This is a genomic window from Litorivivens lipolytica (assembly GCF_014191715.1).
Lineage (GTDB): Bacteria > Pseudomonadota > Gammaproteobacteria > Pseudomonadales > Spongiibacteraceae > Litorivivens > Litorivivens lipolytica.
Genome location: NZ_JACHWY010000001.1, coordinates 761875 through 776177 on the forward strand (window position 1 = coordinate 761875; position 14303 = coordinate 776177).

The window sequence follows — 14303 nt, forward strand, 5'->3', positions numbered from 1 at the left end:
TATCTATGTCTTCCGCTGAAGCATCACTAGAAAAAACGTCCGTCGGCGTATTGTTTGTCTGTCTTGGCAATATCTGCCGCTCACCCGCCGCTCAAGGAATTCTTGAAGATCGCGTTCGCAAAGCGGGTCTCACCGGGAAGATTCATGTCGATTCTTGCGGCACCGCCGCCTTCAATGTCGGCAAAGCCCCGGATGACCGCTCTCAGGCCGCGGCTCTGCGCGCCGGGTACGATATCAGCGCACAGATTGCCAGACAGATCTGCGATGAAGATTACGAGCGTTTTGACTACGTGATCGCGATGGACCGCATCAACCTGACCAATGTGGAAGCCTGGGCACCAAAAGACTTTGCCGGTGAAATCAATCTGTTTATGGCCTACTGCCAGAACGGCGGCAATGCCCAGATTCCGGACCCCTATTACAAGGAGGCTGACGCCTTCGACGGCGTGATTCAGGCTCTGGAGCGCGCCGCCGATGGTCTGCTCGCCCATATAAGATCAAAACACGGACTTTGATATGAAATTTGTTCTGTCTACTTCTTTCAGTACCGTCGCCCACCTCACTCAACTGGCGCCGGTCGCCGACGAAACCGGCTGGGAAGCGATGTCGTTTTCCGACCATGTGGTGCACCCGGAATCCATCCGCACACCCTATCCCTATACCGACGATGGCTCTCGCCGCTGGGAAGCCTTTACCGATTGGCCCGATCCTTTTGTGATGGCGGGCGCCTTGTCCACCATTACCAAGCGCCTCAAGTTCACCAACAATATTTTCGTGCTGCCCATGCGCAACCCCTTCCTGGTGGCCAAAGCGATCAGCACCGCAGCAATCATTTCCGACAACCGCATTATCCCTGCCATTGGTGTGGGCTGGTCGAAGGATGAATTTGAGCTGATGCAACAGGACTTCCACACCCGCGGCAAACGCGCGGATGAAATGGTCGAGGTCATGCGCCTGCTCTGGTCGGGCGAGATGGTCGAGTATCAGGGCAAGCACTATCAGTTCGACAAACTGGAAATGAATCCCGCGCCCACCGCCCACGTCCCGATCTGGGTTGGCGGCATCAGCGATGCCGCTATGAAACGCGCCGCCCGTCTTGGCGACGGCTGGGTCACCGACTTGCAGACCTCGGACGAAATCATCGCCTGTATCGAGAAAGTTAAGGGCTACCGCAAGGAATACGGCCGCGATCACCTGCCCTTCAGTGTGATGGCCACACCCTCAGATGCCTTCACCATTGATGGCTATAAAAAACTGGAAGACGCCGGTGTAACTCACATTCTGACCATGCCCTGGCCCTTCTACCACGGCGAAACCGACGATATCGAGAAAAAGATCGACGGCGTAAAACGCTACGCCGACGACATTATTGCTCACATGTGAGCATGCGAAGACACGTGCGCCCTTGCTAGGGCGCAAATTCAATCCGCTGCTCCTCGCCCGCCGGCAAGCTCAGCGTCACAGTCCCAGCGCGGACTCTTTCACTCACCGCCCCACTGCTTACCTGAGTACCGTTTCTCAAGCCAGTCAGCGTTAACGCCACTGCATTACTGCTATCGAGCAGTATGACTTTATCGGCCCGACCTGCCACGCCGGCGCGCGCCATATCCAGCGTCAGCGCCGCTACCTGCTCAAGCTTGATTGTAAGCACTCCACCCAACGCATCCGGTTCGCTGAATGCCCACGACTGCGCTTCGCGAATCGCTGGACTCAAGGTCACCTCGCTAGGTGCAAGGAACTCCGGATCGGCCGGAACCGCCTCAATAAGCGGCTCAGAAAGCCCCTGACTATCGAGGGTGATTTCTGCCCACTCAGCCCCTGCTACGGCAGCGATATCACTGAGCCACCAGGCGCCTTTGGGGCCAATGCCAAGTGCTTCATCTATCGCCGCGGGTTCCCAGCGATAACTAAAATTGCCGGGATCGATCTTGCGCTGGCCAACTTCCGAAAGCCAGTCAACCATCCACTTGGCAGCCTCTTCAAAGGCGGAATAGCCGATGTCCTTAAGGGTCCAGATAACGTGGTCTTCGGCTATGTAGTGGTCAAACACATAGCGATAGCCATTATCCTTCATGGCATCGACCGTCGCCCGGGCATCAGCAAACGGCACTAGCTGATCAAAACTGCCATGAGCCTGATAATAGCCATTCCACTTCAGGTTTTTCATCAGCTCAGGGCCCTTCGGCTCTGAGCAACCGCTGCTGCCGGGTGAACAGGGCAATAGCGGGCTGTCTGCGTGCGCGCCTGCCAGTACCGCGCCGCCGGCAAACACATCTGGGTACTTGATCATCAGGTTAATGGTGCCGATGGCCCCCATCGAGTAACCGCTGCTGATCACCCGGTCCGGGTCGATCGTGAAATGGGTGGCAACATCCCGCCAAACCTCCCAAAAATCGAGTTCGGCGGAACCGCTATAGCCGCCCGCGCCACCCCGGCCCAGCGTGGTTGCACAGATGGACTGTCGCAGTTGCTCGCAGGCCGCTTCCAGAAAATTAGGCACCGTGGCACTGTATTGGTTGTGGTTCTGGGTCAGGCTGTGCAGTAGCCAGGTAAACAGGGTCGGGCTTGTCGGACTTGCCACGTAACTGGAAGGCACGTAGACCCCATAGGGCTGCACCGCGTCCAGATACTGGGGTTGATTTACCGGGTTTGGCGTTCGATCAATACCGGCTGCCTGCCCGCCATCAGTGAGTTCTCTCCCCGACAGCGACGATACGTACCAGCGATTGCTGTAGCCCAAAACCAATGGCTCAGGCTCGGTTTCCCCCATACGGGACCAGTCCAGTGTCAGCGAGAACTGGCTGATATCACCTTGATTCAGCGCCGTCGCTTGCGTCTGATCAAACCAGAAATTGTTTAAGGCAGGTTCGTCCTCATAGTCTCTAAAGGCGACATTGAACACCGGCGGCTGATGCGGCAGTTTGCGAAAAGCCTGATTATCATCCCGAAAGCCGCCACTGCCGTTATGAATGCCCGACACAAGGTACAACTGCCAGGTCCGGTCGTAGGAAAACACACCCTCGGGCAACAGGCCCACAAAAGAGCGCGACGCAAGATCGGTCTGCACCGTCCCCAGCGGTACCGGGCCGGCTCCATCAAGATTGTCGATCAATAAACCGCTGTCAGACAGGAAGATCACCGCATCGATGCCGGGGGCCGACAGGTTTGAAATCCCGGGCACAGCGTCTTGACCACCCTCGCGAAAATCGATGGCAAAGGCAGCGATGGGCACGGCGAGGTCAATCAGCGTTTGCCAATCAACCCGCAGCATCAGGTTGCCGTCAGCGCGGCCAATACCCACGCGAAAGATATCGGCGCCATTACCCGCCATCGCCGGCTCGCTATACTCGAAACTGCCGCCGGAGGGCGTTCCCACGCGGTAGAGCGGAGGGTTCGCACCCACTGCGCCATGCGCATCGTAGATAAAATCGGTCCAGTAAAACGCGCCGTGCGCATAACGGCCAGTACCGGATGTACGCGGGGCGCCTTCCGGAAAAGGCCACGCTGGCGGTACCACCAACGCCGGCTCCTGGCCCCGCGCAGCCTCTGGAACACCTTCGGGAAGACCTCTGGCAAGGGGCTCATCCACGACCGGAGGCGTCGAGGATCCCGGGCTAACAGGCGCACTGCTGGAAGAGCTGGAACTACCGTTGCAGGCAACAAGCAACGGCAATAAGGTCACCGCGAGAAGAACGCGCATACATCCACCTACTGCATTTTTATTATGATCAGCAGATGTTACGGCGCGGTATGCAGCGATACCAGCAAATACCGGCCTAATCTCGGCCCTGGTTCAACCTTGTGACCGAGTAAACAGCATCACCGCTTCCATATGGCGGGTTTGCGGGAACATATCCGCCCAGCAGGCCGCTTCAAGTGTATAGCCCCCCGCCTGAAGCAGCTTCGCATCGCGTTCCAGGGTTGAAGGATCACAGCTGACGTAGACCACACGCTCAACAGGCTGTCTTACCAGAGCCCGGCACAGACTTTCTGCCCCGGCGCGTGGGGGGTCCAGCACTACGGCGTCGAGGTCTCGCGGCAGCTCAAGCGAGTCTGAAAACAGATCCTGACAGCGAAATGTTATGCGCTCCGACACCACGTGCTCACGCGCCCGCGCAACCATCTGCGCGTCCCCTTCCAGCCCCAGTACGCGGGCTCCGCTCGCCAGCAGTTCACGGCTGAAGTTTCCAAGCCCCGAAAAGGCATCAAGAATAAACGCGTCCGGGGTGGGAGCCAGCCAGTCCATCACCTTCTGCAGCAACTGCGCGTTAATCGCAGGGTTCACCTGGGTAAAGTCACCTGGCCTGAATACGGTATCGCTGGAGGGATATTGAAGACTGACATCAGCACTATAAAGCACATTATCTTTATGCTTTATTTCACTGATAGTTATAGGTATTTTACTTACCATTCTATCCAGCAAGGAAGCCGACGGAGACTTCTCAAGGCGAATTCGGCAATGACAATAACCACCCTCACCCAGGGCAAGATCCACCTCGCCTCGATACATGGCGCGCAGTAATTCCTGCTGCCCAGCCAGTGCCTTAACGGCCTTGTTCAGAGCCGGCTGGCTGATCTCGCAGCACTCCAGCGCAACCACCTCATGACTGCGAGCGGCCCTTAAGCCCAATACGCCGGCCTGAAAAGCCAGCCGCAGCCGGTGGCGATAGCCAAAACGCTCGGCCAGCAAAGGCGCTTCGGCGACAGGCCCATCCAGCCGCGCCAACAGCGCATCAAACAAGTCCTGCTTGAATCTAACCTGAGAGGCGTAGCCGAGATGTTGTAGCTGACAGCCTCCGCATTGGGCGTAATGCCGACATTCAGGCTCAATGCGCTCGACTGCAGGTACGCTTACCGAGAGACACTCGGCCTCATCAAAGCGCTTTGCACTCCGGTAGCGTTTAGCCACCACGGTTTCGCCCGGCAAGGCACGATCTACAAACACGACCTTACCCTGACGCTTGCCCACACCGCGGCCGTCATCTGCCAGCCGCTCAATCAGAATCTCGTCCTGCCACGGTTTATCCACGCTCGCTTTGCTGCGCTTGGGCTTGAACTCCCGCAAGCGGCTCATCGCTGAAAAGACCTTGGGGCGAAATTACGGTATTTTTCGAGACAAGCCTGTTTACGCGCTTGCAGATGAGCTTTTTCACCAGCGGTCAGCGCCTCGGCTCGACCCAGCTCGCGGCAGGGAATCGCTCTGTAAAAATCAGCGCCGCGATCCTGCTCCCGAACTTTTGGGCTCAGTTTTACTATTGGCCGCTCGTCCGGTTTATCTGCGAACACAGGATTCACCAAAAAAGCGAAAAAAATCAGGCTGTAAAGCCGGGTGTTTCGCACCGCATCGTACCCTTTGCCGCCGGTTTTGCGTTAGAATGCCGGGCTTTGCCAAAACTCACCCGGCGGGACGCGGGAATCTTAAATGAATACTGAAGCACTTGAAAATCTTAATGTCGACGCTCAGGAAATCCTGATCACACCGGCCAGCCTCAAATCTGAGCTGCCACTGTCTGAAACGGCTGCGGCAACGGTCAGCAAATCGCGTCAGATCATACGCGATATCCTGGACGGCAAGGATCAGCGACTGTTTGTCGTGGTTGGCCCCTGCTCTATTCACGATACCAAGGCGGCCATGGACTATGCCCAACGCTTGAAGGGCCTGGCTGAAAAAGTCGAAGACACTCTGCACTTGGTGATGCGCGTGTACTTCGAAAAGCCCCGCACCACCGTCGGCTGGAAAGGTCTGATCAACGACCCCCACTTGAACGACACCTTCAAGATTCAGGAAGGTCTGCATATCGGTCGCGAGCTGCTGATTAATATCTGTGAGCTGGGTCTGCCCACCTCCACCGAAGCCCTCGACCCGATTTCGCCCCAGTACATGCAGGACTGTATTGCCTGGTCAGCGATTGGCGCGCGGACAACCGAATCCCAGACCCACCGGGAAATGGCCAGCGGCCTGTCCTCCGCTGTGGGCTTCAAAAATGGCACCGACGGCTCGCTGGAAGTGGCTATCAACGCCATGCAGTCAGCGTCCAAGCCCCACCGTTTTCTGGGAATCAACAACGACGGCCAGGTGGCGGTGATCCACACCCGCGGCAACCCCTATGCGCACGTGGTCTTGCGCGGCGGCAGCGCCGGCCCCAACTACGATTCCGTACACATCAAGCTGGCGGAAGCCGAGCTGGCGAAGCACAAGTTGCCCGCCAACATAATGGTGGATTGCAGCCACGCCAACTCCAACAAGCAACCGGAACTGCAGCCGCTGGTCATGGAAAACGTGACCAATCAGATTCTGGAAGGCAACAAATCCATCGTTGGCCTGATGGTGGAAAGCCATATTCACGGCGGCAACCAGAAGATTCCTGACAATCTGGCCGACCTGAAATATGGCGTCTCCGTGACTGACGGCTGCGTTGGCTGGGAAGACACTGAAGCGGCCATTCTGGACATGCACAACAAACTGAAAGACGTGCTGCCAAACCGTCGATGAGAGGCGATTTCCCCAAGGCTATCCGCTGGGAAAATGGTGAGCTCTGGTTACTTGACCAGACTCGCCTGCCCCATGAGGTTGTCTACGAACAACAGGAAAGCGCCGAGCAAATTCACGCCAGCATTCACGCCCTGAAGGTTCGCGGCGCGCCTGCCATCGGTATCGCGGCTGCCTACGGCCTGTGCGTGGTATTAAAGCCCTTTATCGATCTTCCGCGCGCGGACTTTATCGCCGAGCTCCAGCGACAGGCGGACTATATCAACAGTTCTCGCCCAACCGCCGTCAATCTGCAGTGGGCACTGCAGCGACTGCGCTCAGTTGCAGATACCGCAGAGGGTGACAGCGAAAGCCTTTGGCAAACGCTGGTCATTGAAGCGCAAGCCATCCACGCGGAAGACGAAGCGCTTTGTCGCGGCATTGGCGTACACGCCCTGCCCCTGATTCGCGACGGCGTTGGGGTTATGACCCACTGCAATGCTGGCGCGCTGGCGACCGGTGGCATAGGGACTGCTACCGCCCCCCTTTACCTTGCTCACGAACAGGGCATCTCGTTTCGGGTTTTCGCCAACGAAACCCGCCCCCTGTTGCAGGGATCACGGCTGACCAGTTGGGAACTGCACTGTGCGGGTATCGACGTCACCCTGCTGACCGACAATATGGCCGCCCAGACCATGGCCTCTGGCGCCGTTGATCTGGTGATTGTGGGAACGGATCGGGTAGTGGCCAATGGCGATGTCGCCAACAAGATTGGCACGCTGGGTGTTGCCATACTGGCAAAGCACTACGGCATTCCGTTTTATGTTGCCTGCCCGTCGTCAACGATCGATTTGTCGACCGCTGACGGCACACTGATTCCGATCGAACAGCGCGATAGCAGTGAGGTCAGACGCTTCGGCAGCCATCAGGCGACGCTCTCCGAGATCAAGACTCTTAACCCGGCCTTTGATGTAACGCCCGCCGAACTGGTGAGTGGCATCATTACTGAAAAAGGGCTGATCAAACCGCCCTTTTCTTCCGGTTTGGCTGCGCTGTTTGATCGCTGAGACCTCAGCTCATTCAGCTCAGTCTGACCTATTATTTTTTACCCCACCGAGCGCGGTGACCACGCACATCCACGTGCACAAAGGGTCCGTGGGAACTGCTGGAACCGTACTCGCCCAGCCCGCCCGTCAGCCAGCCATGTTCACGGCTTAAACCCTCAATCATGTCGTACACCAGCGCCGCGTCTTTGCGGTCAATGCGGCCATCGCCATTGAGGTCATCCATACGCCCGTCGCGCGGCGACACATCCACAAAGAAATCTGCCGCCCCGCCATAGATATGACGCGAGTATTTACGATTGCCGATGCTGTGATTGTAATGGGGGGTGCGGTAACCACTCATGATAAACAGAGTGTCGGCAGCTATCCCACGCTCGTTCAACTTCTGCAGGATGGTTTCCAGCTTTAGCATCAGCTCGGGCCTGAACACCATAAACTGTTTACCATCCACGGCGGCCTGCTTGCAGAGAAACTGTTTGAGCTGAAAGTGAGGAGAGAGATAGACATCAAAAAGAGCCGGGGTAACCTCGATAAAACCTTCTGGCGGCTCATAGGCTTCAAACCCGCGATAGGCTTCCTGAGGGTAATTACCCATACGGTAGCCGTCGATCACACCATTGCGAACGCTGGCGGCACGACGCAGCACAAAAATATTCAACTCGACAACGCGCCCTGCCGTGTCCGTTATCTTCAAGGTACTCATGCCCTTGTCAGGCGCGCGCCAGTGCCAGCGCTTGGGACCATCCTGATTAATGCGCCCACTGCTCGCCTTCACACGGCTTTTCGGAGGAACACTTAAGGTCAATGTGTCGCCGGGCATAGCGGTCAAACCCATGACACGAAAAGGTATTTGCAAACCGTCGACGGACACCGCAAAACCGGCTTCGCCCCGGTCAAAGGCATGACTCAGCGGGACAAAAAACAGACCAAGGACAAAACACAGCAGCACTGCGCCTTTATTCACCTTGCATAGCCCTCCACACACGGGAATCGCGATCGTAAATGTCTTCTACAAAACGAATGTCGCCGGTCTCGTCATTCACGACAACCGTCCAGTACAGCAGGTGAACCGGCACTTTCTGGGCCAATCTGACCGTCGTTTCCTTGCCGGATTCCACGATGTCTTCAATTTTTTTGCGACCCCACCCCGGCGAGCCCTGTAGCACCCAAACCGCCAAATCCAGCGGATCATTGACCCGAATACAGCCGGAGGAAAAATCGCGCCGGGTTTTGCTGAACAAATCCCGCGAAGGCGTATCGTGGAGATAGACCTGATGCTCGTTGGGGAACATGAACTTAACCCGGCCCAGTGCATTTTTCGCTCCCGGCGACTGTCGCACCCGGTATGGAAACCTGGACGAGCTTACGCTCTGCCAGTCAACGCTCCCGGGATCGATAGGACGGCCATCGGTATCCAGAATCTGATAGCCCATATCAGTGAAAATACCGGGGTCAGCCTGAAATTTTGGCAGCAGATCGAGGCGCGCCAGCTTCCGCGGGGTCTCCCACCAGGGGTTAAGCACCAGATAGGACATTGAGCCGGAAAATACCGGCGTCTGCCGATAGGGCCGACCGACCACCACATCATAGATCTCCGTTACCTCGGCCCCTTCATGAGTTTCCAGTCGGTAATCGGCGATATTGACGCGGATATGTCGATGCCCCAGATCATCCGGCAGCCAGCGCCAGCGCTCCAGATTCACCTTGATCTGCTGCACCCGCTCGGCGGCGCTGAGATTCAGCTTTCGCAAGGTGCTCGGCCCGACGATGCCGTCTGGCTCGAGATTAGCGCGCCGTTGAAAAGTCTTTACCGCCTGTAAAAGCGCATCGTTATAGAAATCCGGATCGCCATCGAGATCAACCAGATCACCACTGGCGATCAATCGCTCCCGCAAGGAGGCAATGCGCGATGACCTCTCGCCCGGCTTCATCGCCGGGCCGGGAGGCACCTGCGACCAGGCGCCCTCCCGGGCAATAATTTCGTAGCGAATCAGCGCTTCCCTGAGGCGGTGGTAGCGTGGCTGAGCAGGAGCCAAAGCCTCCAGCGAGCGCGCGATATCGCTGTCTTTCTGTTCCAGAAAATAGGTTGCCAGATCACGCTCGCGCCCTTTGGCGGTCCAGGTCGGCTCGAGAGTCACGGGGTTCACCATGCCGCCGAGCAAGTGGCCAGCCAGTGTCAGATAGGCGTCGGTCGCGTAAACCTCTCGAGCGACCGGATCGGTATCCGCTGCAATGAGTTGTCGTCGATGATAGTCATCAGGCGTTAGGCCGTGCGTGGCACTGTTTCGAATTGCATCGAGCAGCGCATCCAGACGCGGTACGTCCCAGTGTGGCCCAGCAGCCATATCGTAAACACGCAGCACAGAAGCCGGCGCATACAGACCACCGCTCTGGGCCAGAAGGTTCGCCTGCTCGATGGTTGAAGCGCCGAAGGCTCTTAAGGAGAACAGGACAAGGAAGACAGGTACAAAAATGAAAGGACGGAAAGTCATAGGACGACAGAAGGCTCTAACGCGAAGCAACAATCGCCAGCCTAGCCCGTTTATCTGGGCTTTGCGAGGGGAAAATTACAGCATCACACCGACTTCGCGTCCTTCCTCAATCAACGGATACACCCGCAATCGTCGGCAGCTTTCTTCGGTTGTCGCCAGCACCGCGCCGCTGCTGAGATTGAATTGATACTGGTGATGGGGACAGGTAATCGTGTCGCCGAAAATCGTTGCGTCGATCAAGCTATGTTCGCGGTGGGGGCAAAAGGATTCGACCAGAAAGCGTTCACCTTCTTCCTGCACCAGGAGCAGGTGGTGGTCATCAATCTTGAAAGTCTTGCGATAGCCGTCGTGGAGGTTAATCAGTTTTTCCAGCGCAAAGTACCGCATGTAGGAGAACTCCCGAGAGCCATTGGGTTGATCTTAACCCAAGCGGCCCACGGGCGTCACGGCAGTGGCAGCCTATTCAGGAGAGCCACCTCAGGAAAGGAGTCAGCCGGCGTCGTAAAAATTGCTACGACCTTCTGCGGCCTTGGCCGTTCTGCCATTTTCCTCGTCGCACTTGTTGGGATCGTTGCCGCAGAGATCGCAAACATAATCCGGCTCATTCAGGGCATTGCCGACGCCCCCGCAGGAACCTTTGATGGGCTTGCGTCCCATCAGCACGCCAATCGCCATCATCGCGACCAGAAATAACATGACCACAAACGTTAATAACAGCATCTTCATAACATCACCTCTGCCCTACCATACGCCTTAATCGAGGTAGGGTTCAAATGCCTTGCTCCAGCGAGTCGAAAAACCCGCATCGGTTTTTTCGATCACATAAACCGCGAGATTGTGGGTCTCCGCCAGCGTCAGAGCCTTGTCAGCGCCCAGCACCAGAAAGCCGGTCGCGAGCGCATCTGCATAGCCCGCCGTTTCCGCGATCACCGTAACCGAGGCCGTAGTGTGATCTATCGGGTAACCGGTTTTGGGATCAAGGGTATGGGAATAGCGCTTTCCGTTTTCCTCGAAATAATTGCGGTAGTCACCCGACGTCGCGAGGCCAACACCATTAACGCGAATCGCCTGTTGCACACCGCCTGCTAGGCCTTTCGGCTTTTCAATGCCGACTCGCCAATCGTCACCCCGCGGGCTCTTACCGGCAGCACGGATTTCACCTCCGATTTCCACCAGATAATTTGCAACCTGCTGACGATCAAGCCATTCCGCTACGATATCTACACCGTAGCCCTTGGCTACGCCGGACAGATCAACCATAACCGGTTGCTTTAGCTTGATTCGCGGTTCCGTGAGATCCAGTTGAATATGCTTGAAACCGGTTTCTTTCAGTGCGGCCTCTATCGCCGATGCTGCTGGAACCTGCTGCGGCCGACGCTCGGCGCCAAACCCCCAAAGATCCACCAAGGGAGACACGGTGACATCAAAGGCACCGCCGGTCAGCCAGTTGACCTCAAGGCTGATCAGAAGCATCTCAGATAAGGTTTGACTGATATCCTGCCACTCATCCAGCGGCATGGCCGACAGCGCATTGACTTCTGACTTGGGCTCATAGGTCGACGCAATCTGATTGAAGATATCCAACAGTGCATCAAGCTGTTCCTGAGCTTCGTCGTCATCAAAACCCTTCGGTGGCAGCAGTGTGACCTGATACCGGGTGCCCATGGTCTCACCCTGCAGCTGGACAACGTCAGGCGAACGATCACAGCCTGCCAGAACGAAAAAGAGCAGCCCGAGAGCTGCTCCTTGCATAAGGCGTTTGAAGAAATCAGCCACCGAAATCGTCCAGCAGAATGTTTTCTTTCTCGACACCGAGATCTTCCAGCATCTTGATACAGGCGGCGTTCATCATCGGCGGTCCACACATGTAGAACTCGCAGTCTTCCGGCGCCGGGTGGTCACGCAGGTAGTTATCGTAGAGTACCTGGTGAATAAAGCCTTTCAGGCCATTCCAGTTGTCTTCAGGAAGTGGGTCAGACAGGGCCAGATGCCAGGTGAAGTTCTCGTTCTCTTCCGCCAGCTTGTCGAACTCTTCCACGTAGAAGGCTTCGCGCATAGAGCGGGCGCCGTACCAGAAAGAGATCTTGCGCGTGCTGCTGAGGCGCTTGAGCTGGTCAAAGATGTGCGAACGCATGGGCGCCATACCGGCACCACCACCAATAAAGACCATTTCCGCATCGGTTTCCTTGGCGAAGAACTCACCAAACGGACCGTAGACTTTCACCTTGTCACCGGGCTTCAGGTTAAACACCCAGGACGACATGATGCCGGGTGGAACCGTCAGGTCACTCGGGTGCGGCGTAGCACAGCGAATGTTGAACTTAACAAGACCCTTTTCTTCAGGGTAGTTCGCCATGGAGTAAGCGCGAATGGTTGTTTCGTCGCACTTGGATTCCAGATCCAGAAAACCGAACTTCTTCCAGTCATCCAGATACTCTTCCTGAATATCAAAATCCTTGTATTTAACCAGGTGCGGCGGACATTCCAGCTGCACATAACCACCGGCGCGGAAGTCGACGTTTTCACCTTCTGGCAGACGCAGGGTCAGCTCTTTGATAAAGGTGGCGACGTTCGGGTTGGATTCAACCGTACACTCCCACTGCTTAACCCCGAAGACTTCTTCCGGAATCTCGATTTTCATATCCTGCTTGACCGGAGTCTGGCAGGACAGACGCCAGCCCTGGCGGGCTTCGCGTGGTGTAAAGTGAGCTTCTTCGGTCGGCAGCATGGAGCCACCGCCCTCTTCCACGATGCATTTACACTGGGCACAGCTACCGCCGCCACCACAGGCAGATGCCAGGAAGAGGTTGTTGGAGGCCAGGGTACCGAGCAGCTTGTCGCCAGCCGGAACCGTTATGGTTTTCTCGCCATTAATTTCGATGTTCACATTGCCAGAGCTCACCAAACGCGAGCGGGCAAACAGGATCACGGCAACCAGCGATAGCACCACTACCGTGAACATGCTGACACCGAGAACGATTACTGTATTCATACTACGTCAGTCTCCCCTCGGTTACAGATCGATGCCGCCGAAGGACATAAAGCCCAACGACATCAAGCCAACAGTGATAAAGGTAATACCCAGACCGCGCAGGCCCTCGGGTACATCACTGTATTTCATTTTTTCACGGATACCGGCCAGCGCAACGATCGCCAACGCCCAGCCGGTACCGGCGCCAGCGCCGTAAACCACTGACTCAGCGAGGTTGTAGTCACGCTCTACCATAAACAGCGAGGCACCCATGATGGCGCAGTTTACGGTGATCAGTGGCAGGAACACGCCCAGCGCGCTGTAGAGCGCAGGCACGTATTTATCCAGGAACATTTCCATGATCTGAACAATCGCCGCGATAACACCGATGTAGCTCAGCAAACCGAGGAAGCTCAGGTCCACATCTGGGTAACCGGCCCAGGCCAGTGCGCCGTCAGCCAGCAGGTTGGTATAGATCAGATTGTTCACCGGTACAGTGATGGTCAGTACCACGATAACCGCGATCCCCAGACCCAGTGCCGCCTGAATTTTTTTCGAGATTGCCAGGAAGGTACACATGCCCAAGAAGAAGGCCAAGGCCATGTTCTCGATAAAAACCGAGCGAATAAAGAGGCTCAGATAGTATTCCATTTACACGGCCTCCTGCGCACGAGTGTTAGAACAGATCTTGAATTCAGGTTCTTCCACCTGATCTTTCTTCCAAGCCCGCAGTCCCCAGATGAAAAAGCCAATCAGGAAGAAAGCACTCGGGGGAAGCAGCATCATACCGTTAGGTACATACCAGCCGCCGTTGTTGACAGTTTCCAGAATCTGAATACCGAACAGGCTGCCGGAACCGAAGAGCTCGCGGAAGAAAGCAACGAAAAGCAAAACCACACTGTAGCCAAGGCCGTTGCCGATACCGTCGATGAAGCTCGCCACTGGGCCATTCTTCATGGCAAAACCTTCAGCGCGCCCCATAACGATACAGTTGGTAATAATCAGACCGACAAATACCGACAGTTGCTTACTGATGGTAAAGAAGTAGGCCTTGAGCACCTGATCCACCACGATTACCAGAGAAGCAATGATGACCATCTGCACGATAATACGGATACTGCTCGGAATATGGTGACGGATGCTTGATACCGCCAGGTTTGAGAATGCGGTAACGGCAATAACCGATACACACATAACCAGTGTGACGTTCAGGCTGGAGGTAACCGCCAGCGCGCTACAGATGCCAAGAATCTGCAGGGCAATCGGGTTGTTGTTGAATACTGGCCCCGTAAGGGTTTCCTTCATCG

At 56.3% G+C, this 14303-nt stretch carries 15 protein-coding genes; 5 read left to right on the forward strand and 10 right to left on the reverse strand.

Annotated elements, in window-relative coordinates; all coding sequences use genetic code 11:
• Positions 1-5: 5 nt before the first annotated feature.
• Both FHR99_RS03505 and FHR99_RS03510 read left to right on the forward strand, forming a co-directional pair.
• Positions 6-515 carry a low molecular weight protein-tyrosine-phosphatase gene (locus FHR99_RS03505; RefSeq protein WP_183409157.1) on the forward strand — a complete coding sequence of 170 codons (510 nt, stop codon included), beginning with the start codon at positions 6-8 and terminating at the stop codon, positions 513-515.
• Position 516: 1 nt separating this feature from the next.
• Positions 517-1383, forward strand: coding sequence for an LLM class F420-dependent oxidoreductase (locus FHR99_RS03510; RefSeq protein ID WP_183409158.1), 867 nt, complete (start codon positions 517-519; stop codon positions 1381-1383).
• A 25-nt stretch (positions 1384-1408) separates the two neighbouring features.
• Here the strand turns inward: FHR99_RS03510 and FHR99_RS03515 are convergent, their stop codons facing one another.
• Positions 1409-3700 carry an alpha/beta hydrolase gene (locus tag FHR99_RS03515; protein ID WP_183409159.1) on the reverse strand — a complete coding sequence of 764 codons (2292 nt, stop codon included), beginning with the start codon at positions 3698-3700 and terminating at the stop codon, positions 1409-1411.
• A 93-nt stretch (positions 3701-3793) separates the two neighbouring features.
• A complete protein-coding gene (locus FHR99_RS03520) occupies positions 3794-5074 on the reverse strand; it encodes a class I SAM-dependent RNA methyltransferase (RefSeq protein ID WP_183409160.1) in 1281 nt (426 codons plus the stop codon).
• A 65-nt stretch (positions 5075-5139) separates the two neighbouring features.
• Here FHR99_RS03520 and FHR99_RS03525 point away from each other — a divergent pair, with 65 nt between their 5' ends.
• The 3 genes from FHR99_RS03525 to mtnA are packed head-to-tail and all read left to right on the forward strand — an operon-like array spanning position 5140 to position 7536.
• Entirely contained in the window at positions 5140-5433 is a 294-nt protein-coding gene (locus FHR99_RS03525) for a hypothetical protein (protein ID WP_183409161.1), read from the forward strand.
• A complete protein-coding gene (locus FHR99_RS03530) occupies positions 5423-6493 on the forward strand; it encodes a 3-deoxy-7-phosphoheptulonate synthase (protein ID WP_183409162.1) in 1071 nt (356 codons plus the stop codon). Before FHR99_RS03525 ends, FHR99_RS03530 begins: the two co-directional genes overlap by 11 nt.
• Positions 6490-7536, forward strand: coding sequence for an S-methyl-5-thioribose-1-phosphate isomerase (gene mtnA / locus FHR99_RS03535; protein ID WP_183409163.1), 1047 nt, complete (start codon positions 6490-6492; stop codon positions 7534-7536). The genes FHR99_RS03530 and mtnA overlap by 4 nt, the downstream gene beginning before the upstream one ends.
• Positions 7537-7567: 31 nt before the next feature.
• On the opposite strand, the gene FHR99_RS16555 is transcribed toward mtnA, so the two are convergent.
• The 8 genes from FHR99_RS16555 to FHR99_RS03575 form a co-directional block, all read right to left on the reverse strand.
• The gene (locus FHR99_RS16555; RefSeq protein WP_183409164.1) at positions 7568-8497 is read right to left on the reverse strand and encodes a D-Ala-D-Ala carboxypeptidase family metallohydrolase; all 930 of its coding nucleotides are present in this window, start codon (positions 8495-8497) and stop codon (positions 7568-7570) included.
• Complete coding sequence (locus FHR99_RS03545) at positions 8490-10025, reverse strand: L,D-transpeptidase family protein (protein ID WP_183409165.1); 1536 nt, start codon at positions 10023-10025, stop codon at positions 8490-8492. The genes FHR99_RS16555 and FHR99_RS03545 overlap by 8 nt, the downstream gene beginning before the upstream one ends.
• Positions 10026-10100: 75 nt before the next feature.
• Positions 10101-10412, reverse strand: coding sequence for a Rieske (2Fe-2S) protein (locus FHR99_RS03550; RefSeq protein WP_183409166.1), 312 nt, complete (start codon positions 10410-10412; stop codon positions 10101-10103).
• 102 nt (positions 10413-10514) lie between these two features.
• On the reverse strand, positions 10515-10751 hold the full coding sequence (nqrM, locus tag FHR99_RS03555; RefSeq protein ID WP_183409167.1) for a (Na+)-NQR maturation NqrM: 237 nt from the start codon (positions 10749-10751) through the stop codon (positions 10515-10517).
• Between the two features lie 27 nt (positions 10752-10778).
• Entirely contained in the window at positions 10779-11801 is a 1023-nt protein-coding gene (locus FHR99_RS03560) for an FAD:protein FMN transferase (RefSeq protein ID WP_183409168.1), read from the reverse strand.
• On the reverse strand, positions 11794-13017 hold the full coding sequence (gene nqrF / locus FHR99_RS03565; RefSeq protein WP_183409169.1) for an NADH:ubiquinone reductase (Na(+)-transporting) subunit F: 1224 nt from the start codon (positions 13015-13017) through the stop codon (positions 11794-11796). Before nqrF ends, FHR99_RS03560 begins: the two co-directional genes overlap by 8 nt.
• Positions 13018-13038: 21 nt before the next feature.
• Positions 13039-13647 (reverse strand): NADH:ubiquinone reductase (Na(+)-transporting) subunit E, encoded by a 609-nt coding sequence (nqrE, locus tag FHR99_RS03570; protein ID WP_183409170.1) that lies wholly within the window; start codon positions 13645-13647, stop codon positions 13039-13041.
• Positions 13648-14301 carry an NADH:ubiquinone reductase (Na(+)-transporting) subunit D gene (locus tag FHR99_RS03575; RefSeq protein WP_183410120.1) on the reverse strand — a complete coding sequence of 218 codons (654 nt, stop codon included), beginning with the start codon at positions 14299-14301 and terminating at the stop codon, positions 13648-13650.
• Between the last annotated feature and the right edge of the window lie 2 nt (positions 14302-14303).